Origin of the sequence: Paenibacillus sp. ClWae2A, from assembly GCF_032452295.1 — a bacterium.
Classification (GTDB): domain Bacteria; phylum Bacillota; class Bacilli; order Paenibacillales; family Paenibacillaceae; genus Paenibacillus.
The window spans coordinates 17,062-41,787 of sequence record NZ_JAULSQ010000022.1 but is presented as its reverse complement, the minus strand read 5'-3'; the positions used below and the strand labels follow the sequence as shown (position 1 = coordinate 41,787).

General features: G+C 45.3%; 31 protein-coding genes and 1 other annotated feature. All 31 genes read left to right on the top strand.

The window, feature by feature from the left end; all coding sequences use genetic code 11:
* Positions 1–61 precede the first annotated feature (61 nt).
* The 31 genes from rplA to rpmD all read left to right on the top strand — a co-directional run bounded on the left by rplA (position 62) and on the right by rpmD (position 24,712).
* A complete protein-coding gene (gene rplA / locus QVE09_RS30480) occupies positions 62–754 on the top strand; it encodes a 50S ribosomal protein L1 (protein ID WP_017692063.1) in 693 nt (230 codons plus the stop codon).
* A gap of 68 nt (positions 755–822) precedes the next feature.
* Positions 823–969 (top strand) — a sequence feature (ribosomal protein L10 leader region).
* Between the two features lie 24 nt (positions 970–993).
* Positions 994–1,497 carry a 50S ribosomal protein L10 gene (rplJ, locus tag QVE09_RS30475; protein WP_017692064.1) on the top strand — a complete coding sequence of 168 codons (504 nt, stop codon included), beginning with the start codon at positions 994–996 and terminating at the stop codon, positions 1,495–1,497.
* A 71-nt stretch (positions 1,498–1,568) separates the two neighbouring features.
* Positions 1,569–1,928, top strand: a complete 360-nt coding sequence (gene rplL, locus QVE09_RS30470; RefSeq protein ID WP_062836176.1) for a 50S ribosomal protein L7/L12 — start codon at positions 1,569–1,571, stop codon at positions 1,926–1,928.
* Between the two features lie 96 nt (positions 1,929–2,024).
* Positions 2,025–2,645 (top strand): class I SAM-dependent methyltransferase, encoded by a 621-nt coding sequence (locus QVE09_RS30465; RefSeq protein WP_036607169.1) that lies wholly within the window; start codon positions 2,025–2,027, stop codon positions 2,643–2,645.
* Between the two features lie 394 nt (positions 2,646–3,039).
* Positions 3,040–6,585: a DNA-directed RNA polymerase subunit beta gene (gene rpoB, locus QVE09_RS30460; protein ID WP_091020534.1), complete on the top strand. Its 3,546-nt coding sequence runs from the start codon at positions 3,040–3,042 to the stop codon at positions 6,583–6,585.
* 113 nt (positions 6,586–6,698) lie between these two features.
* Positions 6,699–10,313: a DNA-directed RNA polymerase subunit beta' gene (rpoC, locus tag QVE09_RS30455; RefSeq protein WP_315939804.1), complete on the top strand. Its 3,615-nt coding sequence runs from the start codon at positions 6,699–6,701 to the stop codon at positions 10,311–10,313.
* 205 nt (positions 10,314–10,518) lie between these two features.
* Entirely contained in the window at positions 10,519–10,767 is a 249-nt protein-coding gene (locus QVE09_RS30450) for a ribosomal L7Ae/L30e/S12e/Gadd45 family protein (RefSeq protein WP_047841123.1), read from the top strand.
* A gap of 153 nt (positions 10,768–10,920) precedes the next feature.
* Positions 10,921–11,343: a 30S ribosomal protein S12 gene (rpsL, locus tag QVE09_RS30445; protein WP_017692070.1), complete on the top strand. Its 423-nt coding sequence runs from the start codon at positions 10,921–10,923 to the stop codon at positions 11,341–11,343.
* A gap of 87 nt (positions 11,344–11,430) precedes the next feature.
* Complete coding sequence (rpsG, locus tag QVE09_RS30440; RefSeq protein ID WP_017692071.1) at positions 11,431–11,901, top strand: 30S ribosomal protein S7; 471 nt, start codon at positions 11,431–11,433, stop codon at positions 11,899–11,901.
* Between the two features lie 49 nt (positions 11,902–11,950).
* Positions 11,951–14,029 (top strand): elongation factor G, encoded by a 2,079-nt coding sequence (gene fusA / locus QVE09_RS30435; RefSeq protein ID WP_076216857.1) that lies wholly within the window; start codon positions 11,951–11,953, stop codon positions 14,027–14,029.
* A 95-nt stretch (positions 14,030–14,124) separates the two neighbouring features.
* Entirely contained in the window at positions 14,125–15,315 is a 1,191-nt protein-coding gene (gene tuf / locus QVE09_RS30430; protein WP_017692073.1) for an elongation factor Tu, read from the top strand.
* A gap of 436 nt (positions 15,316–15,751) precedes the next feature.
* Positions 15,752–16,060, top strand: coding sequence for a 30S ribosomal protein S10 (gene rpsJ, locus QVE09_RS30425; protein ID WP_017692074.1), 309 nt, complete (start codon positions 15,752–15,754; stop codon positions 16,058–16,060).
* A gap of 46 nt (positions 16,061–16,106) precedes the next feature.
* A complete protein-coding gene (gene rplC, locus QVE09_RS30420) occupies positions 16,107–16,730 on the top strand; it encodes a 50S ribosomal protein L3 (protein WP_017692075.1) in 624 nt (207 codons plus the stop codon).
* Between the two features lie 25 nt (positions 16,731–16,755).
* Positions 16,756–17,379 carry a 50S ribosomal protein L4 gene (rplD, locus tag QVE09_RS30415; RefSeq protein ID WP_017692076.1) on the top strand — a complete coding sequence of 208 codons (624 nt, stop codon included), beginning with the start codon at positions 16,756–16,758 and terminating at the stop codon, positions 17,377–17,379.
* Entirely contained in the window at positions 17,379–17,669 is a 291-nt protein-coding gene (gene rplW / locus QVE09_RS30410; RefSeq protein WP_017692077.1) for a 50S ribosomal protein L23, read from the top strand. The genes rplD and rplW overlap by 1 nt, the downstream gene beginning before the upstream one ends.
* A 30-nt stretch (positions 17,670–17,699) precedes the next feature.
* A complete protein-coding gene (gene rplB / locus QVE09_RS30405; protein WP_017692078.1) occupies positions 17,700–18,530 on the top strand; it encodes a 50S ribosomal protein L2 in 831 nt (276 codons plus the stop codon).
* Positions 18,531–18,601: 71 nt separating this feature from the next.
* Positions 18,602–18,880 carry a 30S ribosomal protein S19 gene (gene rpsS / locus QVE09_RS30400; RefSeq protein ID WP_062836183.1) on the top strand — a complete coding sequence of 93 codons (279 nt, stop codon included), beginning with the start codon at positions 18,602–18,604 and terminating at the stop codon, positions 18,878–18,880.
* Between the two features lie 35 nt (positions 18,881–18,915).
* Positions 18,916–19,248 (top strand): 50S ribosomal protein L22, encoded by a 333-nt coding sequence (rplV, locus tag QVE09_RS30395; protein WP_024633583.1) that lies wholly within the window; start codon positions 18,916–18,918, stop codon positions 19,246–19,248.
* A gap of 15 nt (positions 19,249–19,263) precedes the next feature.
* Positions 19,264–19,929: a 30S ribosomal protein S3 gene (gene rpsC / locus QVE09_RS30390; protein ID WP_076216858.1), complete on the top strand. Its 666-nt coding sequence runs from the start codon at positions 19,264–19,266 to the stop codon at positions 19,927–19,929.
* Positions 19,930–19,931: 2 nt separating this feature from the next.
* On the top strand, positions 19,932–20,366 hold the full coding sequence (rplP, locus tag QVE09_RS30385) for a 50S ribosomal protein L16 (protein ID WP_017692082.1): 435 nt from the start codon (positions 19,932–19,934) through the stop codon (positions 20,364–20,366).
* Complete coding sequence (rpmC, locus tag QVE09_RS30380) at positions 20,356–20,553, top strand: 50S ribosomal protein L29 (protein WP_017692083.1); 198 nt, start codon at positions 20,356–20,358, stop codon at positions 20,551–20,553. Before rplP ends, rpmC begins: the two co-directional genes overlap by 11 nt.
* Positions 20,554–20,601: 48 nt before the next feature.
* Positions 20,602–20,868 carry a 30S ribosomal protein S17 gene (gene rpsQ, locus QVE09_RS30375; protein WP_017692084.1) on the top strand — a complete coding sequence of 89 codons (267 nt, stop codon included), beginning with the start codon at positions 20,602–20,604 and terminating at the stop codon, positions 20,866–20,868.
* Positions 20,869–20,902: 34 nt separating this feature from the next.
* The gene (rplN, locus tag QVE09_RS30370) at positions 20,903–21,271 is read left to right on the top strand and encodes a 50S ribosomal protein L14 (RefSeq protein ID WP_017692085.1); all 369 of its coding nucleotides are present in this window, start codon (positions 20,903–20,905) and stop codon (positions 21,269–21,271) included.
* A gap of 39 nt (positions 21,272–21,310) precedes the next feature.
* The gene (gene rplX, locus QVE09_RS30365; protein WP_017692086.1) at positions 21,311–21,664 is read left to right on the top strand and encodes a 50S ribosomal protein L24; all 354 of its coding nucleotides are present in this window, start codon (positions 21,311–21,313) and stop codon (positions 21,662–21,664) included.
* A 32-nt stretch (positions 21,665–21,696) separates the two neighbouring features.
* Positions 21,697–22,239: a 50S ribosomal protein L5 gene (gene rplE, locus QVE09_RS30360; RefSeq protein WP_047841121.1), complete on the top strand. Its 543-nt coding sequence runs from the start codon at positions 21,697–21,699 to the stop codon at positions 22,237–22,239.
* 73 nt (positions 22,240–22,312) lie between these two features.
* Entirely contained in the window at positions 22,313–22,498 is a 186-nt protein-coding gene (locus QVE09_RS30355) for a type Z 30S ribosomal protein S14 (RefSeq protein WP_013312154.1), read from the top strand.
* A gap of 32 nt (positions 22,499–22,530) precedes the next feature.
* Positions 22,531–22,929: a 30S ribosomal protein S8 gene (rpsH, locus tag QVE09_RS30350; protein WP_017692088.1), complete on the top strand. Its 399-nt coding sequence runs from the start codon at positions 22,531–22,533 to the stop codon at positions 22,927–22,929.
* Positions 22,930–22,959: 30 nt separating this feature from the next.
* Positions 22,960–23,502: a 50S ribosomal protein L6 gene (rplF, locus tag QVE09_RS30345; protein ID WP_017692089.1), complete on the top strand. Its 543-nt coding sequence runs from the start codon at positions 22,960–22,962 to the stop codon at positions 23,500–23,502.
* 117 nt (positions 23,503–23,619) lie between these two features.
* Complete coding sequence (gene rplR / locus QVE09_RS30340) at positions 23,620–23,988, top strand: 50S ribosomal protein L18 (RefSeq protein ID WP_017692090.1); 369 nt, start codon at positions 23,620–23,622, stop codon at positions 23,986–23,988.
* 27 nt (positions 23,989–24,015) lie between these two features.
* Complete coding sequence (rpsE, locus tag QVE09_RS30335; protein WP_017692091.1) at positions 24,016–24,513, top strand: 30S ribosomal protein S5; 498 nt, start codon at positions 24,016–24,018, stop codon at positions 24,511–24,513.
* A gap of 13 nt (positions 24,514–24,526) precedes the next feature.
* On the top strand, positions 24,527–24,712 hold the full coding sequence (gene rpmD, locus QVE09_RS30330) for a 50S ribosomal protein L30 (protein WP_017692092.1): 186 nt from the start codon (positions 24,527–24,529) through the stop codon (positions 24,710–24,712).
* Positions 24,713–24,726 lie beyond the last annotated feature (14 nt).

Genomic DNA, 24,726 nt, shown 5'->3' with positions numbered 1-24,726 from the left:
CGATTCGCGACCGGTTGATGTGGGAGGTATATCCGCTAACACCACAAAGGAGGAATAAAACATGGCTAAACACGGTAAAAAATACCTGGAAGCTGCTAAGCTGATTGACAGCGAAGCAACTTACGAGCCTTCAGAAGCTGTAGAGCTTGTGAAAAAGGCAGCTACTGCAAAATTCGATGAAACAATCGAAGCAGCAGTTCGTTTGGGCGTAGACCCTCGTAAGCAAGACCAGGCTGTACGTGGTGTTGTTGTCTTGCCACACGGCACAGGTAAAACACAACGCGTATTGGTATTTGCAAAAGGTGACAAAGCGAAAGAAGCGGAAGCGGCTGGCGCGGACTATGTTGGTGATGCAGACATGATCAACAAAATCCAACAAGGCTGGTTCGAATTCGACGTCTGCGTAGCGACACCAGATATGATGAGTGAAGTAGGTAAATTGGGCCGACTGCTCGGCGGTAAAGGTCTGATGCCTAACCCTAAAGCCGGAACGGTAACTTTCGATGTAACTAAGGCTGTTCAAGAAATTAAAGCCGGTAAAATCGAATATCGTCTGGATCGTGCAGGTCAAATTCATGCACCGATTGGTAAAGCTTCTTTCTCTTCTGAGCAACTTAATGAGAACTTCAAAGCTCTCATGGAAGCTCTGAATCGTGCTAAACCAGCGGCAGCAAAAGGTGTTTATCTGAAGAATGTTAGTCTTTCTTCCACGATGGGCCCTGGCGCACGCGTGAACGCAGCAGCTTTTAGATAATATCTCTTGACAGGCTTGTCCTGTTTTTGATAAGATATAAAAGTTGTGAGTCCGAGTGACTGACCGTTGACATTTGAATATGCTTGCCGTAGACAGTAGGTGCCATTTGGCTTAATTTCCTGCCGAGGTGTGATTATAGAACTTAGAACGATGCAAATCGATGATGAGTATATATCAAGCCTTCGTGATTCTACGGAGGCTTTTCTTAATGGGATAAATTTGATCAGGAGGTGTACAGATTGGCAAACGCAAAAGTGATTCAAGCAAAACAAGAGTCCGTTGATGCAGTAACAGCAAAATTGCGCGAGAGCGTTACAACTGTTGTTGTTGACTATCGCGGATTGAACGTTGCCCAAGTAACTGAGTTGCGTAAGCAACTTCGTGAAGCAGGGATCGAATTCCAAGTGCTGAAAAACTCGTTGCTTCGCCGTGCAGCTGCAGCAGCAGAACTGACAGAACTCGATAGTGTTCTTACAGGTCCTACTGCAATTGCATTCAGCGTAGATGACGTTGTGGCTCCAGCTAAAATTCTGAACGACTTCGCGAAAAAGAACGATGCACTGGAATTGAAAGGTGCAGTCGTAGAAGGTCGCGTAATCGGAGTAGAAGAAGTTAAGGCATTGGCAGAACTGCCATCCCGCGATGGACTCCTCTCCATGCTCCTCAGCGTGCTTCAAGCGCCAGTGCGCAACTTCGCGCTTGCGGTTAAAGCAGTTGCAGAAAAAGAAGAACAAGGCGCGTAAGCAACTTGATCTGAATGCTGCTTAGGCGGCAAATGAATTAAAAAAATAATATTATATATGGAGGTTCACTCATGAGTAAAGAGCAAATCTTGGAAGCAATCAAAGGCATGACTGTACTGGAATTGAACGATCTTGTTAAAGCAATCGAAGAAGAATTCGGCGTAACTGCTGCAGCTCCAGTAGCTGCTGCAGGTGCAGTAGCTTCTGCTGAAGCTGAGCAATCCGAGTTCGACGTAATCTTGACTAACGCTGGTGCTTCCAAAATCAACGTTATCAAAGCAGTTCGCGAAATCACAGGTCTTGGCCTGAAAGAAGCAAAAGAACTGGTTGACAACGCTCCAAAAGCATTGAAAGAAAAAGTTGCTAAAGAAGAAGCAGAAGCGGTTAAAGCTAAGCTTGAAGAAGCTGGCGCTACAATCGAAGTTAAATAATTTAGCTTTTATAAGCTAGATGAACAAAACAACAAACCCCTTGACTTATATCAAGGGGTTTGTTGCTGTAATTGTAAATGGAAAGTGAGTGAGGGCATGTCCAATCATTATTATTCGGACAAACCGCAAGTAGCGCATGATCGCAGAGCAACTGAAGCGGTTCTTCGCGGATTCAGTCTGCGATTCGTGACGGACGCCGGTGTGTTTTCCAAAAACGGAATCGATTATGGCAGCAGAGTATTGATTGATGCGATAGAGTTGCCATCAGGGGCTCATGTTCTCGATGTGGGTTGTGGATACGGGCCGATGGGTCTTACAGCAGCCAAACTTGTACCGGATGGACATGTCACCATGATCGATATCAACGAGAGAGCCGTTGAACTTTCCAGGGAAAATGCAAAAGCAAACGGAATTAACAATGTTACGGTATTGCAAAGTAATCTACTGGCTGAAGTGAAAAAGCAAGATTTTGACGTTATCCTAACCAACCCGCCTATACGGGCTGGGAAAGAGACGGTTCATACTATTTTCGAACAGGCACATCGCCATCTGAAGGTAGGCGGTTCGTTGTGGATTGTCATTCAGAAGAAACAAGGAGCCCCGTCAGCGAAAGCGAAATTGGAATCTTTGTTTGGAAGAGTGGAAGAAGTGACGAAGGATAAAGGCTATCGGATTTTCAAAGCGGTGAAATCGGAAGAGGTATCTACTAAAAGCTGAATCCGAGTTTGTAAAGTAAGCAGGGGATCATTTTTTTTGCAATAGGACTATTGACTTGAAATTCAGGTCGTGGTATAGTTGTAAAATGTCAGTATTAAGATGCCCTACTTGGCTTTAGCTAACTAAAAATGTCAACCTTTTTTTACGCCGAACGGGCTTATTATGCCTACGTTTGGCGTATAATATGTACATTTTGGGCAAACTGGGGATAAGAATGATTTGGAAAGACATCCGCCGATCAAAGTTGCTCTTTTTTCGAACGACATTTCGAGTAAGGGCTTTTCTTTATTTGTGGATGCATTGCTTTGCTCTGTATGTGTACCATTATAAGGTTACAAACAGAGGTTCGCAACGAAATTTTTAAAGTGAGTAGACATTGAGGGGTGAGTTTAAGTTGGCAGGACATCTTGTTCAATATGGTCGACGCACTCGGCGCAGTTATGCACGAATTAACGAGATACTCGAAGTTCCTAACCTGATTGAAATCCAACAAAAATCCTATGATTGGTTTTTGGAGGAAGGGTTGCGCGAAATGTTCCAGGATATCTCGCCGATCCAGGATTTTACAGGTAACTTGATTTTGGAATTTATCGATTACAGTCTCGGTGAACCGAAGTATACAGTAGACGACGCGAAAGAGCGTGACGTTACGTATGCAGCACCGCTTCGGGTCAAAGTCCGGCTCATTAATAAGGAAACCGGCGAAGTCAAAGAGCAGGAAGTATTCATGGGAGATTTCCCGCTGATGACCAACACGGGCACATTTATTATTAATGGTGCGGAACGGGTTATTGTCAGCCAGTTGGTTCGCTCTCCTAGCGTTTACTTCAGTACCAAAGTAGATAAAAACGCCAAAAAAACGTATACCGCTACAGTTATTCCTAACCGCGGCGCTTGGTTGGAACTGGAGATGGACGCGAAGGATGTTGTTTATGTCCGGATCGACCGTACACGTAAAATACCGGTTACGGTTCTCTTGCGTTCACTTGGTTTTGGCACAGATGCTGAGATTCTGGATCTGCTCGGTAATGACGAATATATCCGCAACACACTGGACAAAGACAACACGGATTCCACGGAGAAAGCACTCATTGAGATCTATGAGCGTCTTCGTCCGGGCGAGCCTCCAACGTTGGATAATGCGAAAAGCTTGCTCGTAGCACGTTTCTTTGATCCAAAACGTTATGACCTGGCTAATGTAGGTCGTTACAAAATGAATAAAAAACTTCACATCAAAAACCGTTTGTTTAACCAACGCTTGGCTGAGTCACTTGTTGACGCTGAAACAGGTGAAATCATTGCTGAAGCAGGTCAAATGGTTGATCGTCGTTTGTTGGATGAAATCATGCCGTATCTGGAGAAGAGCGTTGGATTCCGCACGTATCACGTGGGTAACGGCGTTTTGGATGCCAATGATATCCCTATGCAAACGATTGATGTGTTCTCACCAACTGAAGATGGTAAAGTGGTCAAACTGATTGCCAATGCAAACATTGACAAGTCCGTTAAAAACGTGACACCGGCGGATATCATTTCGTCCATCAGTTATTTCCTTAACCTTCTGCAGGGAATTGGTAGCACGGATGATATCGATCATCTGGGTAACCGTCGTTTGCGTTCGGTGGGTGAACTCCTGCAGAACCAGTTCCGTATCGGTTTGTCCCGTATGGAGCGTGTGGTTCGTGAGAGAATGTCCATTCAGGATGCTAACGTAATTACACCACAGGCTTTGATTAACATACGTCCTGTTATTGCATCCATTAAAGAGTTCTTTGGTAGCTCTCAGTTGTCACAGTTTATGGATCAAACGAACCCGCTGGGTGAGTTGACACATAAACGTCGTTTGTCCGCACTCGGACCCGGTGGTTTGACGCGTGAGCGCGCAGGTATGGAAGTGCGTGACGTCCATCCATCCCACTATGGCCGTATGTGTCCAATCGAGACTCCAGAGGGACCAAACATTGGTTTGATCAACTCCTTGTCTACATTCGCTCGTGTGAATGAATATGGCTTCATTGAAGCTCCATATCGTTGGGTTGATCCGAAGACAGGTATTGTGACCGAGCAAATTGATTACCTGACAGCGGACGAAGAGGACAACTATGTTATCGCGCAAGCGAATGCGAAGTTGAACGAAGACGGTACATTTGAAGAAGAAGCGATCATTGTACGTTACAACAAACAGTCGGATAACATCCTTACGATGCCGAGTGAGCGAGTTGACTACATGGACGTATCTCCTAAACAGGTTGTATCCGTCGCTACAGCGCTGATCCCGTTCCTTGAGAACGATGACTCCAACCGTGCACTCATGGGATCCAACATGCAGCGGCAGGCGGTTCCACTCTTGATTCCTAAAGCACCACTTGTAGGAACAGGTATGGAGCACAAAGCTGCAAAAGATTCTGGTGTATGTATTGTCTCCGATTATGACGGAATTATTGAACGTTCTTCTGCGAACGAGATTTGGGTCCGTCGTGTCGAAGAAGTGGATGGTCAGGAAGTTAAAGGCGATATCGTTAAATATAAATTACACAAATTTATGCGTTCGAACCAAGGAACATGCATTAACCAGCGTCCGATTGTCAAAAGAGGTGCCGCTGTCAAAGCTGGTGATATCCTCGCTGATGGTCCTTCAACGGAAATGGGTGAATTGGCTCTGGGACGTAACGTTGTTGTTGCCTTCATGACTTGGGAAGGTTACAACTACGAGGATGCCATCTTGCTCAGTGAAAAACTCGTTAAGGAAGATGTATACACATCCATCCACATCGAGGAGTATGAGTCAGAAGCACGTGATACCAAGCTCGGACCTGAAGAGATCACACGTGATATCCCTAACGTTGGGGAAGAAGCGTTGCGTAACTTGGATGAGCGCGGTATTATCCGCATCGGTGCCGAGATCAGTGCTGGCGACATTCTGGTTGGTAAAGTAACACCTAAGGGTGTAACAGAGCTGACAGCAGAAGAACGTCTCTTGCATGCGATCTTTGGTGAGAAAGCACGTGAAGTACGTGATACTTCCTTGCGTGTACCACATGGTACTGACGGTATCGTAGTAGACGTGAAAGTATTTACCCGTGAAAACGGTGATGAGCTGCCTCCAGGCGTTAACCAACTCGTTCGTGTATATATCGCTCAAAAACGGAAAATTTCCGAGGGTGATAAAATGGCCGGACGTCACGGTAACAAAGGGGTCGTGGCCCGCATCTTGCCGGAAGAAGATATGCCTTTCCTGCCAGACGGTACACCGGTTCAGATCGTTCTTAACCCACTGGGCGTACCTTCCCGGATGAATATCGGTCAAGTACTCGAGGTTCACTTGGGTATGGCGGCGATGCAACTGGGTATTCACGTAGCAACTCCTGTATTCGACGGAGCGAAGGAGTATGACGTCTTCGATACGATGGAAGAAGCAGGTATGCAACGTAATGGTAAAACTGTCCTGTATGATGGTCGTACAGGTGAAGAGTTTGAACGTGAAGTTACCGTAGGTGTCATGCACATGATCAAATTGGCACACATGGTTGATGATAAAATCCATGCCCGTTCCACGGGTCCTTACTCACTTGTTACGCAACAGCCATTGGGTGGTAAAGCCCAATTTGGTGGACAGCGTTTCGGGGAGATGGAAGTATGGGCGCTTGAGGCATACGGTGCTGCTTATACACTGCAAGAAATCTTGACTGTTAAATCCGATGACGTTGTTGGTCGGGTTAAAACGTATGAATCCATTGTCAAAGGTGAGAATGTTCCAGAACCAGGTGTTCCTGAATCATTCAAAGTATTGATCAAAGAGCTGCAAAGCTTGGGTATGGACGTTAAGATTTTGAGCGAAGATGAGCAAGAGATTGAAATGAGAGAAATGGACGATGAAGATGACGCTGCGAGCGATAAGCTCAGCCTCAACCTTGAGGGTACAGAGGTCGGAGCGGAATAAACCGCTTCGAGCGCATGATGACCGGCGTTTTTCATCAGGCTCACGTCTTGCTCCGGCTTCGGCCGGAGTGGGCGTAACCTAGATTACAGGAATTGGTTAAGGAGGGTTGCTCCTTGTTGGACGTCAACAATTTCGAATACATGAAGATCGGGCTTGCTTCCCCAGAGAAAATTCGTTCTTGGTCCCGCGGAGAAGTGAAAAAACCGGAAACGATCAACTATCGTACGTTGAAACCGGAAAAAGAAGGGCTGTTCTGCGAAAAGATTTTTGGCCCTACAAAAGACTGGGAATGTCATTGCGGTAAATACAAACGCGTCCGTTATAAAGGCGTTGTCTGTGATCGTTGTGGCGTTGAAGTAACACGTGCGAAAGTACGCCGCGAACGGATGGGCCATATTGAGCTCGCTGCTCCGGTATCGCATATCTGGTACTTCAAAGGTATTCCGAGCCGTATGGGTCTTGCTCTGGATATGTCTCCAAGATCTCTTGAAGAGATTATTTATTTTGCATCATATGTTGTAACTGATCCAGGAGAAACTCCACTGGAGAAAAAACAGCTGTTGTCCGAGAAAGAATACCGCAGCTACCGTGAAAAATACGGCTATGGTTTCCATGCTGGCATGGGCGCAGAAGCGGTAAAAAAATTGCTTCAAGACCTTGACATAGACAAAGAGCTCGAGTTCCTGAAAGAAGAGCTCCGGACTGCGCAAGGACAACGTCGTAATCGTGCAATCAAACGTCTGGAAGTTATCGAAGCATTCCGCAACTCGGGCAATAAGCCAGAGTGGATGATCATGGATGTACTTCCTGTTATCCCGCCGGAACTTCGTCCAATGGTACAGTTGGATGGTGGACGTTTTGCAACGTCTGACCTGAATGACTTGTATCGCCGTGTAATCAACCGGAACAACCGTCTGAAACGTCTGCTTGATCTGGGCGCGCCAGATATTATCGTGCAAAATGAAAAACGGATGTTGCAGGAAGCTGTTGACGCATTGATCGATAATGGACGTCGTGGACGCCCGGTAACGGGTCCTGGTAACCGTCCATTGAAATCTCTCAGCCACATGCTGAAAGGTAAACAAGGACGTTTCCGTCAAAACTTGCTCGGTAAACGGGTTGACTATTCTGGTCGTTCCGTTATCGTTGTTGGACCTTACCTGAAAATGTATCAGTGTGGTCTGCCAAAAGATATGGCACTTGAATTGTTCAAGCCTTTTGTTATGAAAGAGCTTGTAAATAAAGGGCTTGCCCACAACATCAAAAGCGCAAAACGTAAAGTTGAGCGTGTAAGTCCTGAAGTATGGGATGTTCTTGAAGAAGTAATCAAGGAGCATCCGGTTCTGTTGAACCGTGCCCCTACGCTTCACAGACTCGGTATTCAAGCATTTGAACCGATTCTCGTTGAAGGTAAAGCAATTCGTCTTCACCCGCTCGTATGTACGGCATACAATGCCGACTTTGACGGTGACCAAATGGCCGTGCACGTTCCGTTGTCCGCTGAAGCTCAAGCGGAAGCACGTATCCTGATGCTTGCATCTGGTAACATTTTGAACCCGAAAGACGGTAAACCGGTTGTTACTCCTTCCCAGGATATGGTGCTTGGTTCTTACTACCTCACTATGGATAACAAGGAAGAAAAGGGCACAGGTATGATCTTGCGTACAGTTAACGAAGCTGTATCGGCATACCAACGTGGTACTGCTGGTCTGCATGCGCGTGTAGCTATTCCGGTTAAGGCGCTTGGTAAAACAAGCTTCACGGAAGAACAGCAAGAAGGAATGTTGCTGACAACTATCGGTAAAATTATCTTCAATGAAATTTTCCCGGCAAGCTTCCCGTATATCAATGATGCGACTCGTGCTAACCTTTACCAAGGTACTGCAGATCACTCATTTGTATATGAAAAAGGTGCTGATCTCAGAGAAGCTATTATGAATGCTCCTCTGGCTGGCGGTGTCGGTAAAGAATACCTCGGCTCCATCATTGCACGTTGTTTTGAAATTTATCACACAACGGAAACAGCCGTTATTTTGGATAAAATCAAACAACTTGGATTCACATACTCTACACGTGCCGGTATTACGGTTGCGGTATCTGATGTTATCGTTCCGCCTGAGAAGTTTGAAATTCTTAGACAATCTGAGGAAAAAGCACAAATCGTTACGAATCAGTACCGTCGTGGTCTGATTACGAATGAAGAGCGCTATGATCGTATCATTGATATCTGGTCAAAATCCAAAGATGATATCACTGAGATTCTAATGAAGTCCATGGATCGTTACAACTCGATCATGATGATGGTAGACTCCAAAGCACGGGGTAACAAATCGCAAATCACCCAATTGGGCGGTATGCGTGGTCTGATGGCCAACCCATCCGGTCGAATTATCGAACTCCCAATCAAATCTAACTTCCGTGAAGGTTTGACGGTACTCGAGTACTTTATCTCCACTCACGGAGCGCGTAAAGGTTTGGCGGATACAGCCCTGCGTACAGCCGATTCAGGTTACCTGACTCGTCGTCTCGTAGACGTAGCCCAAGACGTAATCGTGCGTGATGATGATTGTGGTACAGATAAAGGCTTTACGGTAAGTCGTATCCAGGATGGTAAAGAGGTTATCGAAGATCTCTACGACCGTATTGAAGGCAGATACTGTTTCGAGACTCTTCGTCATCCGGAAACGAAAGAAATCATTGTAGGTCGCAATGAATTGATTGACTCCGATAAAGCAGAAGCGATTATCAAAGCAGGTATTACTAAATTGCAAATCCGCTCCGTCCTCAGCTGCCGTGCAAGTCATGGTGTCTGCAAGAAGTGTTATGGTCGCAACCTCGCAACTGGTAAACATGTGGAGATTGGTGAAGCAGTTGGTATTATCGCAGCACAGTCCATTGGTGAGCCAGGAACACAGCTTACAATGCGTACGTTCCATACCGGCGGTGTAGCCGGAGACGATATTACGCAAGGTTTGCCACGTATCCAGGAGTTGTTCGAAGCTCGTAATCCTAAGGGTCAAGCAACGATCAGTGAAATCGATGGTGTGGTTAAAGAGATTCGCGAAGCGAAAGATCGTCGTGAAATCGAAATTCAAGGTGAAGCGGAATCCAAAGTATACGCCGTTACCTACGGTTCCCGTGTGCGCGTAAGCGAAGGCGCGGAAGTTGAAGCGGGTGACGAGTTGACAGACGGTTCCATTGATCCAAAAGAGATGTTACGGATTAAAGGCATACGTGGTGTACAAAACTACATTCTGCAGGAAGTACAACGCGTATATCGTAACCAAGGCGTAGAAATTAACGATAAGCACGTTGAAGTTATGATCCGTCAAATGTTGCGTAAAATCCGTATCGTAGATGCAGGAGATACAACGCTGTTGCCAGGATCGTTCGTGGATATGCATGAGTACGAAAGAGCCAACAAAATTGCGATTCTTAGTGATAAAGAGCCGGCGGTTGCTAAACCAATCCTGCTCGGTATTACGAAAGCATCCCTGGAAACAGACTCCTTCCTCTCGGCGGCTTCGTTCCAAGAAACTACACGTGTATTGACAGATGCAGCGATCAAAGGTAAAGTCGATCAGTTGCTCGGTCTGAAGGAAAATGTAATCATCGGTAAATTGATCCCTGCTGGTACAGGTATGCACCGTTACCGCAGCATCAAATTTGCTGAGCCAGAAGACGGCCAATCTTCAGTAGAAGAACTTGAGCCAGTTTCGGTTGATTAAATAGATTCCTCCTCATTTAGAGGGGAATGAAAGTTTTGTGCGTCAGGAGGCGGACGCTTGTATAATGTAGGCGGACGAATCCTGATGTGCGTAAACTTTTAAAAAATGTTTTAGGATTAGCATTGACAATGCTTGCGCTAGATGCTAATATATCAAAGGTGCGTGGGCAGCTGATTGTACATGGTTCTATTCGGAGGAATACACAATGTCTAATGAAAAAGCCTTGCAAGATGCTCATGTCAAAATAGGTACCAAACAGACCATGCGGATGGTGCAGACAGGTATGGCTTCTGAAGTCTATGTCGCAGAAGATAGTGATCCGCAGCTCACTTCCAAAATCATTGCTTTGTGTGAACAACACAATGTGAAGTACACGAAAGTGGATACAATGAAAAATCTCGGCAAAGCTTGCGGGATTGGAGTGGGAGCAGCTATGGCTGCTGTCGTAAAATGATAGTGTAAGGAACGTTTTTGTCCGAGAACTTTTAAGGATTCTCCAAGGCAAAAACTTTTCATTTGTCTTTTTATGAACCGCCTGGGTCTGTGGACTTAGCGAAAAGAGGTTTATAAAGAAACATGAATATTTGAGGAAGGGGGTGGCAATCACATGCCAACTATTAATCAACTGGTTCGTAAAGGACGTCAAGCAAAAGTTGAGAAGTCAAAATCTCCAGCTTTGCAAAAAGGATTCAACGCTTTGAAACGTGAATCTACTAACATCAGTGCCCCACAAAAACGTGGTGTCTGCACTCGTGTAGGTACAATGACTCCACGTAAACCAAACTCTGCACTTCGTAAGTATGCCCGTGTTCGTTTGACGAACCGTCTCGAGGTTACTGCTTATATCCCGGGAATCGGACATAACCTTCAAGAGCACAGTGTGGTATTGATCCGCGGAGGTAAAGTTAAAGACCTTGCAGGAGTTCGTTATCACATCGTTCGTGGAGCTCTCGATACTGCAGGCGTAAACAACCGTATGCAAGCTCGTTCGAAATACGGTGCAAAACGTCCAAAAGCTAAAAAAGCCTAAACCATTATAAGCAGAGAACCTGAAAGCCTTCTGACTTAGGTTTGGAAGGTACAGGGTCTGCTGAACAAGAAAGAAAGGGGGATATCCATGCCACGCAAAGGTCCAGTTACGAAAAGAGACGTGTTGCCTGATCCGTTATACAACAGCAAGTTGGTTACTCGCTTAATCAACCGCATCATGATCGGCGGAAAACGCGGTGTTGCTCAAAGCATTCTGTATAATGCGTTCAAGTTGATTCAAGAACGTACGGGTAATGACCCTATGGAAGTATTTGAAGCAGCAATCAAGAACATCATGCCAGTCCTGGAAGTTAAAGCTCGCCGTGTCGGCGGTGCCAACTACCAAGTACCAATCGAGGTGAAACCAGAGAGACGTACTGCTCTGGGATTACGTTGGCTCGTGAACTACTCCCGCAACCGCGGTGAGAAAACAATGGAAGAGCGTTTGGCGGCTGAGATCATCGACGCTTCCAACAACACAGGCGCTTCCGTTAAAAAACGTGAAGATACGCACAAAATGGCTGAAGCAAACAAAGCGTTTGCTCACTACCGTTGGTAGGATTCAGTTCACAATAAAAAAACTTCAATTTTGAAGGGAGACCCATTTCATGGCTAGAGAGTTCTCCTTGAAAAATACACGTAATATCGGGATCATGGCTCATATTGATGCGGGTAAAACCACGACAACTGAGCGGATCCTGTTTTACACAGGACGTACGCACAAAATCGGTGAAGTACACGAAGGCGCTGCGACAATGGACTGGATGGAACAGGAACAGGAGCGCGGAATTACGATTACTTCCGCTGCAACTACCGCTGCTTGGAAAGGCCACCGCGTTAATATTATTGATACCCCGGGACACGTTGACTTCACTGTTGAAGTTGAACGTTCCCTTCGTGTATTGGACGGAGCAGTTGGTGTATTCAGTGCGAAAGAAGGCGTTGAGCCTCAGTCCGAAACCGTATGGAGACAGGCTGACAAGTACGGCGTACCTCGTATCGCATATGTAAATAAAATGGATATCATCGGTGCTGACTTCCTGAACGTTGTATCTGACATGCGTGATCGCCTTCAAGCGAATGCTGTTGCGATTCAACTTCCGATTGGCGCTGAAAATGATTTCACTGGTATCATCGATATCGTTGCACAAAGAGCTCATATGTACAAAGATGACCTTGGTCAAGATATCGAAGAAACCGACATTCCTGCAGAATTTGCAGATCAAGTTGAAGAACTTCGCAACGAGTTGATTGAGCGCGTTGCTGAACTGGATGAAGATTTGACAATGAAATACCTGGAAGGCGAAGAAATCACAATTGATGAGATCAAAGCCGTACTCCGTAAAGGTGTTGTAGATGTTAAGATCTTCCCGGTTATCTGTGGATCCTCGTATCGTAACAAAGGTGTTCAACTGATGTTGGATGCTGTTATCGATTACTTGCCAGCTCCAACAGATGTTCCATCGATCACTGGACATCTTGAAGATGGAACTGAAGCAGTCCGTCAGTCATCCGATGAAGAGCCTTTCTCCGCATTGGCATTCAAAATCATGACAGACCCTTACGTTGGTAAATTGACATTCTTCCGCGTATACTCTGGTGTTCTTCAATCCGGATCATATGTATTGAATGCCACTAAAAACAAACGTGAGCGTATCGGTCGTATCCTTCAAATGCATGCGAACAGCCGTCAAGAAATCACTGTAGTTTACTCCGGTGATATTGCAGCTGCCGTAGGTTTGAAAGATACAGGTACAGGTGATACACTATGTGATGAGAAAAATCCGGTTATCCTGGAGTCAATGAACTTCCCTGATCCGGTTATCGAAATCGCCGTTGAACCTAAAACCAAAGCTGACCAAGATAAAATGGGTGTTGCTCTCGGTAAGTTGACTGAAGAGGATCCAACTCTTCGTGCTCATACTGATGAAGAAACAGGTCAAACAATCTTGGCAGGTATGGGTGAGCTTCACCTTGATATCATCATCGACCGTATGCGTCGTGAGTTCAAGGTTGAAACTACTGTGGGTAAACCACAAGTAGCTTACCGTGAAACATTCCGTGCTCCAGCGCGCGTTGAAGGTAAATTCGTACGTCAATCCGGTGGTCGTGGTCAATACGGTCACGTATGGGTTGAATTCGAACCTCTCGAGCCGGGTACAGGCAGCCAGTTCGAAAGTAAGGTTGTCGGTGGTTCCGTACCAAGAGAATACATTCAACCTGCACTGTCAGGGATTGAAGAGCAAATGAAAAACGGCGTTATTGCAGGCTTCCCGCTTGTTGACGTTAAGGCTACAATCGTAGACGGATCTTACCATGATGTCGATTCCAATGAGATGGCATTTAAAATTGCCGGATCTATGGCGCTTAAAGCGGCTAAAGACAAGTGTAAACCAGTTCTGCTTGAGCCTATCATGAAAGTAGAAGTAACTGTTCCAGAAGAGTACATGGGTGACGTAATGGGTATGTTGAACTCCCGTCGTGGCCGCATTGAAGGTATGGATTCCCGTAGTGGAGCTCAAATCATCCGTGCTAAGGTACCTCTGTCTGAAATGTTTGGTTACTCTACAACTCTTCGTTCCGGTACTCAAGGACGCGGCGTATTCTCCATGGAACTCTCTCACTATGAAGAAGTTCCTAAGAGCATCGCTGAAGAAATCGTTGCCAAAACAAAAGGCACCGAGTAGTTTTCTCACACTGGATGCAAGTGCATAAGAATTCAATTCGGAGCACTTCATTCAGTGAAAACATAAAATTATAATTTTAAGGAGGCCACGTTCAAATGGCAAAGGCTAAATACGAACGTAATAAACCCCACGTTAACATCGGTACTATTGGTCACGTCGATCACGGTAAAACAACTCTGACTGCTGCAATCACAACTGTATTGTCCAAAACTTACGGTGGTGCTGCAATTGCATTCGACCAAATCGACAAAGCTCCAGAAGAGCGCGAACGCGGTATCACAATCTCCACATCACACGTTGAGTACGAAACTGACACTCGTCACTACGCTCACGTTGACTGCCCAGGTCACGCCGACTATGTTAAAAACATGATCACTGGCGCGGCTCAAATGGATGGAGCTATCTTGGTAGTATCCGCAGCAGACGGCCCAATGCCACAAACTCGTGAGCACATCTTGCTCTCCCGTCAAGTAGGCGTACCATACATTGTTGTATTCTTGAACAAATGTGACATGGTTGAAGACGAAGAGTTGTTGGAATTGGTTGAGATGGAAGTTCGCGACCTTCTTAACGAATATGAGTTCCCAGGTGACGATACTCCAATCACTCGTGGATCCGCTCGTGAAGCTCTGGCAAACCCAGATGGCGAATGGGCTCAAAAAATCGTTGAGATGTTCAAAGAGATCGACACTTACATCCCACTGCCTGAGCGTCAAACTGACAAGCCTTTCTTGATGCCTGTCGAGGACGTATTCTCCATCACTGGTCGTGGTACTGTTGCTACTGGCCGTGTAGAGCGTGGTACTGTTAAAGTCGGCGAAGAGATCGAAATCGTTGGTATCACTGAAGAAACTAAGAAATCTGTTGTAACAGGCGTTGAGATGTTCCGTAAATTGTTGGATTCCGCTCAAGCGGGTGACAACATCGGTGCATTGTTGCGTGGTGTTGACCGTACTCAAATCGAGCGTGGTCAAGTACTTGCAAAACCAGGTTCTGTTAAGCCACACACAGAATTCACAGCTCAAATCTATGTTCTGACTAAAGAAGAGGGCGGACGTCACAAACCATTCTTCACTGGTTACCGTCCACAGTTCTACTTCCGTACAACTGACGTAACAGGCATCATCAACTTGCCTGAAGGTACTGAAATGGTAATGCCTGGTGATAACATCACTGTTACTGTTTCCCTGATCTCCCCAATCGCGATTGAAGAAGGAACTAAATTCTCCATTCGTGAAGGCGGACGTACAGTAGGTGCCGGTTCCGTAGCATCTATCCAAAAATAATTCGGCTTAACGCTGAATAAAGCATATGCAACAGTGTACTGGAACGAGTAACATTGTATTGTAACGAAGCTTCGGAAGAGTTCTTTATCCGACATCGGATAGAGAACTCTTTTATTATGTTTAAAGTTCGGAACCTGCGTCATACGAAATGAACATCATTTACGAGTTTAGAAGGATTGGCAAGGCAGCCTGGATATCGAAGATTAACATTGCAATAAACGAAGTCATTTCATCAGAAAAGATAAGTTTAAATGTTTTTCTTAAATATGCTTGCAATACGCCCATCTTTTCTATATAATAATGAATGTTGTTCTGTGACGTTGCGATGATGTGAGAGGTTACTGGCACACCCGGCCCCTTTGCCATGGGAGAGTGGCTAGAAAATTTTCACGGAGTATGTCCGATAAAAAATTGGGCGATAGAAGGAGGGACTAAAATGGCAAAGCAAAAAATTCGTATTCGTTTGAAAGCTTACGACCACAGAATTCTTGATCAATCCGCGGAGAAAATTGTTGAAACAGCAAAACGTTCGGGTGCTGGTGTATCCGGTCCGATTCCGCTTCCTACTGAAAAACAAATCATTACTATTCTTCGTGCGGTGCACAAGTACAAGGATTCTCGGGAACAATTCGAACAACGTACACATAAACGTTTGATCGACATCGTTAACCCGACTCCACAAACTGTGGATGCCTTGATGCGCTTGGATCTGCCGTCCGGTGTAGATATCGAAATTAAATTGTAATACAAGCTACAACAAAGACCATGTATAAAGGAAAAGAGGTGTCAACATGAAAGCAATCTTAGGAAAAAAACTCGGAATGACTCAAGTATTTACTCCTGAAGGTAACGTCGTTCCAGTAACGGTTATCGAAGCAGGCCCTTGTGTTGTTTTGCAAAAGAAAGACATTGAGAACGATGGCTACGAAGCAATTCAAATCGGTTACTCCGATAAGAAAGAGAAAAATGCTAACAAGCCAGAAGCAGGTCACGCTAAAAAAGCGAACACTGCCCCTAAGCGCTACGTTCGTGAAGTTCGCGGTATCAACATCGCAGAATATGAAGTTGGCCAAGAACTGAAAGCTGACATTTTCGCTGAAGGCGAATTCGTTGACGTAACGGGTATTTCTAAAGGTAAAGGTTTTGCCGGCGTTATCAAACGTTGGGGACAAAGCACTGGACCTATGTCACACGGTTCGCGTTACCACCGTGGCCCTGGTTCAATGGGTTCGATCCAAGCTAACCGCGTTCCTAAAGGCAAACGCCTGCCAGGACACATGGGACATGATACTATTACAATCCAACGTCTTGAAGTAGTTAAAGTAGACGCTGAGCGTAACGTGTTGCTCGTGAAAGGTTCCATTCCTGGACCGAAAAACAGTCTCATCAGAGTTAAAGAAACGGTGAAAAAATAACCACTGAAGAAAGGAGGAACACAAAATGCCAAAAGTATCAGTTTACAATGTAGATGGTAGCCAAGTAGGCGAAGTTGAATTGAACGATGCGGTTTTCGGAATTGAGCCGAACCAACACGTTCTGTACGATGCAGTTCTTATGCAACGCGCTTCCCTTCGTCAAGGTACCCACAAAGTAAAAGGACGTTCTGAAGTACGTGGCGGTGGACGTAAGCCTTGGAAACAAAAAGGTACAGGTCGCGCTCGTCAAGGTTCAATTCGTTCACCACAATGGAAAGGCGGCGGTATCGTATTTGGTCCAACACCACGGAGCTATGCGTATAAACTGCCTAAGAAAGTTCGCCGCTTGGCGATTAAATCAGCCCTTTCATCCAAAGTGCTTGACAATGACATTATCGTTTTGGACGCTCTCACGTTGAGCACACCTAAAACTAAAGAATTTGCTGCCATCTTGAGTAACCTCAAAGTGGGACGTAAAGCTTTGATTGTAGCTCCTAGCTATGATGATAATGTAGCTCTTTCCGCACGGAATATTCCAGGCGTGAAATTCGTAGCTGCTGACGGTATTAATGTTCTTGACGTGCTTTCGCACGACAAATTGATCATTACGAAAGAAGCAGTTCAGAAGGTAGAGGAGGTGCTCGCGTAATGAAGGATCCTCGTGATATTGTAAAACGTCCGATTATTACGGAACGTACTGCTGACATGATGAATGACTTGAAATATGTATTTGAAGTCGATATCCGTGCAAACAAAACCGAGATCAAAAAGGCCGTAGAAGCTATTTTCAACGTAAAAGTGAAAAACGTGAACACGCTTCGTGTTCCAGCTAAGCCAAAACGGTACGGACGTTATTCCGGATATACAAGCGAATGGAAAAAAGCGTTTGTAACGCTGACAAAAGACAGCAAAACGCTTGAGTTCTTTGAAACTGTATAATTGAATTTTTGAAGTAAGGAGGGAAACCCAGTGCCAATCAAAAAGTATAAACCAACATCCCCGGCAAGACGGAACATGTCCGTTTCTACATTTGAGGAAATCACCACAAATCAGCCGGAGAAATCGTTGTTGGCCCCGTTGAGCAAACAAGCAGGCCGCAACAACCAAGGTAAAATTACAGTTCGTCACCATGGTGGTGGACACAAACGTAAATACCGTATCATTGACTTCAAACGTACTAAAGATGGAATACCGGGCCGCGTTGCTACGATTGAGTATGACCCGAACCGTACATCCAACATCGCTCTGATTCACTATGCTGATGGTGAGAAACGTTATATCATCGCTCCTAAAGGTTTGAAAGTTGGAGATCAAGTGTTCTCCGGACCTGAATCAGACATCAAAATCGGTAACGCACTGCCACTCGAAAACATTCCAGTAGGTACCGTTATCCACAACATCGAGTTGAAACCAGGTAAAGGCGGACAATTGGTTCGTGCTGCTGGTACAGAAGCTCAATTGCTTGGTAAAGAAGAAAAATACGTTTCCGTTCGTCTCTCTTCCGGAGAAGTTCGTCGTATTTTGAAAGTTTGCCGCGCGACAATCGGATCTGTTGGTAACCAAGACCACGAGCTCATCAAAATCGGTAAAGCCGGTCGTAGCCGTTGGTTGGGTAAACGTCCTGAGGTTCGTGGTGTAGTAATGAACCCTAACGATCACCCACACGGTGGTGGTGAAGGTCGTGCTCCAATCGGACGTAAATCGCCAATGTCACCATGGGGTAAACCTACTCTTGGTTACAAAACGCGTAAGAAAAATAAAGCTTCTGATAAATACATCATTCGCCGCCGCACGAAGTAATACACACTGTGCATAACTTCGTGAGGCATCTGCGGATGCATAATAGCTACGTTTGAAGGGAGGATCTCCACATGGGTCGCAGTTTGAAAAAAGGGCCATTCATTGATGGCTACATGCTCAAAAAGGTAGAAGAGATGGAAGCTTCAGGTAAGAAAAACGTAATCAAAACCTGGTCCCGTCGTTCTACAATTTTCCCGCAATTCATCGGACACACATTTGGCGTTTACGATGGTCGTAAACACGTGCCAGTGTATGTAACTGAGGACATGGTCGGACACAAACTGGGTGAGTTCGCTCCAACCCGTACGTACAAAGGCCATACTGATGATGATAAGAAAACAAGAAGATAAATGAACATCTTTAATGTTTGAGAGGAGGTTACACAATGGAAGCAAAAGCACATGCTAAGTTTATCCGGATTGCTCCTCGTAAAGTTCAACTCGTTGTTGACTTGATTCGCGGCAAGCAAGTAGGTGAGGCGGTTGCCATTCTCCGTCACACTCCGAAATCCGCTTCTCCAATCGTTGAGAAGTTGCTTAACTCCGCTATTGCGAATGCGGAACATAACTATTCTTTGGATGTTAACAACTTGGTTATCTCGCAAGCTTACGTGAACCAAGGACCGACAATGAAACGTTTCCGCCCTCGTGCAATGGGACGTGCAAGTCGTATTAACAAACGTACTAGCCACATTACTTTGGTGGTATCTGAGAAGTAGAAGGAGGGGAAATGTGTGGGCCAAAAGGTAAATCCAGTCGGACTCCGTGTCGGAATTATCCGTGACTGGGAATCTAAGTGGTATGCAGGCAAAGACTTCGGTGATCTTTTGATGGAAGACGTGAGAATTCGTGAATTCCTGAAAAATAAATTGAAAGACTCCGCTTTATCTCGTGTAGAAATTGAGAGAGCGGCTAACCGCGTAAACGTAACGATTCACACTGCTAAACCAGGTATGGTTATTGGTAAGGGTGGTTCAGAAGTTGAAAATCTTCGTAACCAAATTACGAAAATTGCTGGCGGTAAAAAAGTACACATCAACATTTCTGAAATTAAGAACCAAGACTTGGACGCTGTTCTTGTAGCTGAAAGCATTGCACAACAATTGGAACGTCGTGTTTCTTTCCGTCGTGCTCTGAAACAAGCAATTCAAAGAACTATGCGCTCCGGTGCTAAAGGTATCAAAACTCAAGTAGGCGGACGTCTTGGCGGTGCTGAGATCGCACGTTCTGAGGGCTACAGCGAAGGAACTGTTCCACTGCACACACTGCGTGCTGACATTGACTATGGTACAGCAGAGGCTCATACTACTTACGGACGTATCGGCGTAAAAGTATGGATCTATCGTGGAGAGGTTCTTCCTACGGCTAAGAAACAAGCTGCTAAGGAAGGAGGCAACTAATCATGTTGGTACCAAAACGCGTAAAACACCGTAAGCAACAACGTGGACATATGAAAGGCCAAGCTAAAGGCGGAACGACTCTGAACTTTGGCGAATACGGTCTGCAAGCTACGGAACCGGCTTGGATTACGAACCGTCAGATCGAAGCGGCTCGTATTGCGATGACTCGTTACATCAAACGTGGTGGTAAAGTTTGGATAAAAATTTTCCCAGACAAACCAATCACTCAAAAGCCTCTAGAGGTTCGGATGGGTAGCGGTAAAGGTAACGTAGAAAAATGGGTTGCAGTAGTGAAACCAGGTAAGATCATGTTTGAACTTGCTGGTGTACCGGAGGAAATTGCACGCGAAGCAATGCGTCTTGCCGCTCACAAACTGCCAATCAAAACGAAGTTCGTGAAACGTGAAGAATTGGGTGGTGAAGCAAATGAAAGCTAGTGAATTTCGCAACCTAACCTCTGCTGAAATCGAGCAAAAGATTGCCGGATTTAAAGAAGAACTCTTTAACCTCCGCTTTCAATTAGCTACCGGTCAGCTGGATAACCCGACTCGCATCCGTGATGTGCGGAAAGAAATAGCTCGTGCTAAAACCATTATCCGTGAGAGAGAATTGGGAATCGGTTAATTAGGGATAGGATGGACAATCCGTCCGTAATCAGGAAGGAGGCCAACAATGAGCGAAGAACGTAACGCACGTAAAGTGCAAACTGGTAAAGTGGTCAGCGATAAAATGGACAAAACAATTGTTGTTGCTGTAGAAACTTACAAAAAACACAACTTGTACCATAAACGCATTAAGGTTACTAAAAAATTCAAAGCACATGACGAAGAAAACACTGCGAAAATCGGTGACACGGTGAAAATCATGGAGACTCGTCCGCTTTCGAAAGATAAACGCTGGAGACTTACTGAAATCGTAGAAAAAGCGGTTATCATCTAATGCTCAGCAGCACTGCTGAAAGGAGGAATACTAAATGATTCAACCATTTACACGTTTGACTGTGGCTGACAACTCCGGTGCGAAGGAACTGATGTGTATCCGCGTACTCGGCGGTACGGGACGTCGTACAGCTCAAATCGGTGATCTGATCGTTTGTTCTGTTAAACAAGCAACACCAGGCGGCGTTGTCAAAAAAGGTGATGTAGTTAGAGCGGTTGTCGTTCGTACGAAACGTTCTGTACGTCGTAAAGACGGTTCCTACATCGGTTTTGATGAAAATGCAGCGGTTGTTGTAAAAGACGACAGAAGCCCACGTGGAACACGTATTTTCGGACCAGTTGCTCGCGAACTTCGCGATAAAGACTTCATGAAAATCGTTTCCTTGGCTCCAGAAGTTATCTAAAGCTTAATCTCGTGATGTTAGAAACAGGAGGTGTACGAAATGCCAAGAGTGAAAAAAGTTCTGGAATCCCATAACAACAAACTTCACGTTAAAAAGGAAGATACGGTTATGGTGATCAGCGGTAAAGACAAAGGTAAAAAAGGCCGTGTCATCGCTGCTTATCCTCGTGAGAACCGCGTCCTTGTGGAAGGTGTTAACATGGTGAAAAAACACCAGAAGCCTAACCAGCAAAATCCGCAAGGCGGCATTATCGAGAAGGAAGCTCCGATTCACGTTTCCAACGTAATGCACATCGATCCGAAGAGCGGAAAAGTAACCCGTGTAGGTTACAAAGTTTTGGATAACGGAAAGAAAGTGCGCGTTGCTAAACGTTCCGGAGAAATTATCGACTAATTGAACCGAATGAGAAAGGAGGGCTATGATTCATGGCATCAAGAATGAAAGAACGTTACCTGCAAGAAATCGCTCCTGCTTTGATGCAGAAGTTTAACTATACAACGGTAATGCAAGTGCCGAAAATCGAGAAAATCGTTATCAACATGGGTGTGGGCGACGCTGTCCAAAACTCTAAAGTGTTGGATTCCGCAGTAAACGATTTGCAACTGATCGCAGGTCAAAAACCTGTAATCACTCGTGCTAAAAAATCTATCGCAGGATTCAAACTGCGTGAGAATATGCCTATCGGTGTGAAAGTAACATTACGCGGTGAGCGTATGTACTACTTCCTAGATAAATTGCTCAACGTAACGCTTCCTCGTGTCCGCGACTTCCGCGGTGTATCGAGTAAAGCTTTCGATGGACGTGGTAACTATACACTGGGTCTGAAAGAGCAACTGATCTTCCCAGAGATCGAGTATGATAAAGTTGATAAAGTCCGCGGTATGGATATTGTCATCGTAACAACGGCGAAAACAGACGAAGAGTCCCGCGAATTGCTCACGCAAATGGGAATGCCTTTCGTTAAGTAATGTTGGCATAACGTTTCCGGGTGTCTGGAAAGACTCCCTTTTCTCCGAAATTATTTAGGAGGTGTCAGGCTAAGTGGCAAAAACTTCGATGAAAGTTAAACAACAACGTACACCTAAGTTTAAAGTACGTGCATATACACGCTGTGAGCGTTGCGGACGTCCACATTCGGTCCTGCAAAAGTTCAAAATTTGCAGAATTTGTTTCCGTGAATTAGCTTATAAAGGCCAGATCCCTGGCGTGAAAAAAGCAAGCTGGTAAAAAGTCCTGAACGGGAAGGAGGTTAACTCACAATGACTATGTCTGATCCAATTGCAGATATGCTTACTCGTATTCGTAACGCGAACACTGTTCGTCACGAAACGGTAGAAATGCCTGCTTCGACAATGAAAAAACAAATCGCCGATATCCTGAAGCGTGAAGGTTTCATCCGTGACGCTGAAGTTATCGATGATAACAAACAAGGGATTATCCGTGTTTTCCTGAAATACGGTCAAAATAACGAGCGCGTTATCACTGGTCTGAAAAGAATCAGTAAACCTGGTCTTCGTGTTTACACGAAAAGCAACGAAGTACCTCGTGTACTTGGTGGCCTGGGAATCGCGATCATCTCGACATCTAAAGGTATCATGACGGACAAAGAAGCTCGTCAATCGAAATCCGGCGGAGAAGTCGTTTGCTACGTTTGGTAATATAACGTCACAAGATAGGAGGTGCAACATATGTCTCGTATTGGTCGCAAACCAATCACAGTACCAAGTGGTGTAGACATCACCCTGGACAACACCGTTATTACGGTAAAAGGACCTAAAGGAACTTTGACTCGTGAGCTTCATAAAGACATGAAGGTTACAGTTGAAAATAACGAAATCACAGTTGTGCGTCCTTCCGATAACAAAACTCACCGTTCTTTGCACGGCACAACGCGTAGCGTTGTAAACAATATGGTGAGCGGCGTTACTGAAGGATTCGCAAAATCTCTGGAATTGGTTGGGGTCGGATATCGTGCAAGCAAATCCGGAGATAAAATCGTTCTGAACGTTGGTTACTCTCACCCGGTTGAAATTACACCGGAAGCGGGAATCGAATTCGAAGTACCTTCGAATACAAAAATCATCGTTCGCGGAATCGACAAAGAGCGTGTAGGTGCTTACGCTGCTAAAATCCGTTCCGTACGTGAACCTGAGCCGTACAAAGGTAAAGGTATTAAATATGAAGGCGAGCGTATCATCCGTAAGGAAGGTAAAGCCGGTAAGAAGAAATAAGATTTCTCTTACCGCCTTTGCGCGGCTTTCGGCTTGCTTGCTTCGTGTGTTTCTAATATACCCCGTGGCTTCTGCTTTGAAGCCAGCGAGGTAACCTGAAAGGAGTGAATCTTTGAGATGATTACGAAACCAGATAAAAATAAGGCTCGTCTGAAAAGACACCTTCGTGTTCGTAAGAAAATCCAAGGAACGGCAGCACGTCCTCGTTTGAACGTATTCCGTTCTGGTAAACATATGTATGCTCAAATCATCGATGATGTTGCTGGTGTAACAATCGCTTCCGCGTCTACCGTAGACAAAGAATTGAGCACTGACATCAAAAATGGTGCATCTGTTGAATCAGCTCGTAAAGTTGGCGAACTCGTTGCTAAACGTGCTAAAGACAAAGGTGTTTCCAATATCGTATTTGACCGTAGCGGTTATCTGTACCATGGTCGTATCGCAGCATTGGCTGAAGCGGCTCGTGAAGCAGGACTTGAGTTTTAAGATATTTTTCAAAAGGAGGTTAACGACTTGCGTGTAGATCCGAATACTTTGGAACTGACTGAAAGAGTTGTAAATATTAATCGCGTAGCTAAAGTAGTAAAAGGCGGACGCCGTTTCAGCTTTAGCGCACTGGTTGTAGTCGGCGACGGCAACGGCTGGGTTGGAGCTGGTATCGGTAAAGCGGGCGAAGTACCTGATGCAATTCGCAAAGGTATTGAAGACGCTAAGAAAAACCTTGTACACGTTCCACTCGTAGGAACATCGATTCCTCACTTGGTAACAGGTAAGTTCGGCGCAGGACGCGTGCTGTTGAAACCAGCATCTGAAGGTACTGGTGTTATCGCTGGTGGTCCTGTACGTGCGGTTCTCGAACTTGCTGGTGTAGGTGACATTTTGACAAAATCTCTGGGTTCTTCGAATTCCATGAACATGGTCAATGCGACTTTGGAAGGTTTGTCCCGTTTGAAGCGTGCTGAAGACGTGGCTAAACTGCGCGGAAAATCCGTCGAAGAGCTTCTGGGTTAAGGAGGGAATTCTCATGGCTAAATTAGAAATTACCCTCGTCCGCAGCTTGATCGGACGTCCGGAGACGCAAAGAACAACTGTGAAAACATTGGGTTTGCGCAAAATCAATAGCAAAGTGGTACAAAACGATAATCCTGCCATCCGTGGTATGATTAACAAAGTAAGCCACTTGGTTGCTGTTAAAGAAGTAGAAGCTTAATAACGGGTTAATCC

Bases quoted from the DNA above. Each gene is read 5' to 3' on its own strand.
- rplA (WP_017692063.1), top strand. From the start codon at position 62: ATGGCTAAACACGGTAAAAAATACCTGGAAGCTGCTAAGCTGATTGAC.
- rplL (WP_062836176.1), top strand. From the start codon at position 1,569: ATGAGTAAAGAGCAAATCTTGGAAGCAATCAAAGGCATGACTGTACTG.
- QVE09_RS30465 (WP_036607169.1), top strand. From the start codon at position 2,025: ATGTCCAATCATTATTATTCGGACAAACCGCAAGTAGCGCATGATCGC.
- QVE09_RS30450 (WP_047841123.1), top strand. From the start codon at position 10,519: ATGTCTAATGAAAAAGCCTTGCAAGATGCTCATGTCAAAATAGGTACC.
- rpsL (WP_017692070.1), top strand. From the start codon at position 10,921: ATGCCAACTATTAATCAACTGGTTCGTAAAGGACGTCAAGCAAAAGTT.
- rpsG (WP_017692071.1), top strand. From the start codon at position 11,431: ATGCCACGCAAAGGTCCAGTTACGAAAAGAGACGTGTTGCCTGATCCG.
- fusA (WP_076216857.1), top strand. From the start codon at position 11,951: ATGGCTAGAGAGTTCTCCTTGAAAAATACACGTAATATCGGGATCATG.
- tuf (WP_017692073.1), top strand. From the start codon at position 14,125: ATGGCAAAGGCTAAATACGAACGTAATAAACCCCACGTTAACATCGGT.
- rpsJ (WP_017692074.1), top strand. From the start codon at position 15,752: ATGGCAAAGCAAAAAATTCGTATTCGTTTGAAAGCTTACGACCACAGA.
- rplC (WP_017692075.1), top strand. From the start codon at position 16,107: ATGAAAGCAATCTTAGGAAAAAAACTCGGAATGACTCAAGTATTTACT.
- rplD (WP_017692076.1), top strand. From the start codon at position 16,756: ATGCCAAAAGTATCAGTTTACAATGTAGATGGTAGCCAAGTAGGCGAA.
- rplW (WP_017692077.1), top strand. From the start codon at position 17,379: ATGAAGGATCCTCGTGATATTGTAAAACGTCCGATTATTACGGAACGT.
- rpsS (WP_062836183.1), top strand. From the start codon at position 18,602: ATGGGTCGCAGTTTGAAAAAAGGGCCATTCATTGATGGCTACATGCTC.
- rplV (WP_024633583.1), top strand. From the start codon at position 18,916: ATGGAAGCAAAAGCACATGCTAAGTTTATCCGGATTGCTCCTCGTAAA.
- rplP (WP_017692082.1), top strand. From the start codon at position 19,932: ATGTTGGTACCAAAACGCGTAAAACACCGTAAGCAACAACGTGGACAT.
- rpmC (WP_017692083.1), top strand. From the start codon at position 20,356: ATGAAAGCTAGTGAATTTCGCAACCTAACCTCTGCTGAAATCGAGCAA.
- rpsQ (WP_017692084.1), top strand. From the start codon at position 20,602: ATGAGCGAAGAACGTAACGCACGTAAAGTGCAAACTGGTAAAGTGGTC.
- rplN (WP_017692085.1), top strand. From the start codon at position 20,903: ATGATTCAACCATTTACACGTTTGACTGTGGCTGACAACTCCGGTGCG.
- rplX (WP_017692086.1), top strand. From the start codon at position 21,311: ATGCCAAGAGTGAAAAAAGTTCTGGAATCCCATAACAACAAACTTCAC.
- rplE (WP_047841121.1), top strand. From the start codon at position 21,697: ATGGCATCAAGAATGAAAGAACGTTACCTGCAAGAAATCGCTCCTGCT.
- rpsH (WP_017692088.1), top strand. From the start codon at position 22,531: ATGACTATGTCTGATCCAATTGCAGATATGCTTACTCGTATTCGTAAC.
- rplF (WP_017692089.1), top strand. From the start codon at position 22,960: ATGTCTCGTATTGGTCGCAAACCAATCACAGTACCAAGTGGTGTAGAC.
- rplR (WP_017692090.1), top strand. From the start codon at position 23,620: ATGATTACGAAACCAGATAAAAATAAGGCTCGTCTGAAAAGACACCTT.
- rpmD (WP_017692092.1), top strand. From the start codon at position 24,527: ATGGCTAAATTAGAAATTACCCTCGTCCGCAGCTTGATCGGACGTCCG.